This window comes from Photorhabdus stackebrandtii (genome assembly GCF_011189495.1).
Taxonomy (GTDB): Bacteria; Pseudomonadota; Gammaproteobacteria; order Enterobacterales; family Enterobacteriaceae; genus Photorhabdus; species Photorhabdus khanii.
Genome location: NZ_PUJV01000129.1, coordinates 1 through 1027 on the forward strand (window position 1 = coordinate 1; position 1027 = coordinate 1027).

A 1027-nucleotide genomic window follows, 5' to 3' on the forward strand; every position below is an offset into this window, starting at 1 on the left:
TTGTTACAGGTCATGCAGGCAACGCCGGCACGGGGTGAAATAGTGTGTTCAGTCATCTCAGTTACCTTATTGGCCGTTTAGTTGGGGATAAAACCTAATTCGCTTTTTAATAATGTTTCCATCCGATAATAACCCGGCCATTGAGTGTCCCGGAGTCCGGTTAACCAGGTCGGTGGGATTTGCTGAAACTGACCCATATTTCTCTCCAGCAGCAGGTAGAGGAATCCCCCAATAGAGCGCTCATCGGTGATTTCGTTCTCCTGACAAAAATAAAAACAATCCTCCGCCAGGTTTTTATGCTGAATAAAGGTCTCTTCATCCAGATAGGCGGGGGAATAATGCGTATTGGGGAGGGGATCTTGCAATATTTTATCTGCAATTGCCGACAGGGTTGAATGTGGCAGCGCTATGGTGCCGGCTCCATTATGGTAATTGATTTCATTAATGAGTCGCGTCAGTTTATTAATAAATCTTTGCTCGAACAGGTTATTTAACTGAGCATATTGCTCGGGAGCAATTTGCAACATCTTTTGCCTGGAGCGCGCTTCTGCGGGAAATTGTTTTCTGACGGCGTGAAAATTATCTTCCTGTTTAATCCCCATCAGGGAGGTGGTAATTTTATTTATCGGCCCCAGAAAGCAGTGAATTTCCCAGTCACTCAGAACACTGAGAAATTCCCAGATATTGCGCGGATCATAAAACCGGAAAAAGACCGGTTTATCTTGATCCGGTAATAATACCTGAAGAGATTTACGCAGATGTTGACGCAATGTTCGCATGTCCGCCTGTGAATGAAGACAAATTCCCCAGGGGGTTTGCCATTCCGCCAAATAAAGTCCGACTTTTTCTGTGACTTCCACTAAATAAGGCGCGACTTTAAGCAGTTCAGGTTGTAAAGACTCATTATAAAGACAGGTCACCGGGGGATTAACATGTTCCAGAACAAAGAACAATCGGGGTTCGCTGGCGCCGTCAATGACGGCATAGTGTTTTTCAGCGGCCATCAGTCGTTATCCTCCTTTGGACA

General features: G+C 45.3%; 1 protein-coding gene. It reads right to left on the minus strand.

Annotated features, from left to right (window positions below):
- Positions 1-77: 77 nt before the first annotated feature.
- Positions 78-1004 carry a DUF4123 domain-containing protein gene (locus C5470_RS21945; protein WP_166291902.1) on the minus strand — a complete coding sequence of 309 codons (927 nt, stop codon included), beginning with the start codon at positions 1002-1004 and terminating at the stop codon, positions 78-80.
- Positions 1005-1027: the final 23 nt, after the last annotated feature.

Bases quoted from the DNA above. Each gene is read 5' to 3' on its own strand.
- C5470_RS21945 (WP_166291902.1), bottom strand. From the start codon at position 1,004: ATGGCCGCTGAAAAACACTATGCCGTCATTGACGGCGCCAGCGAACCC.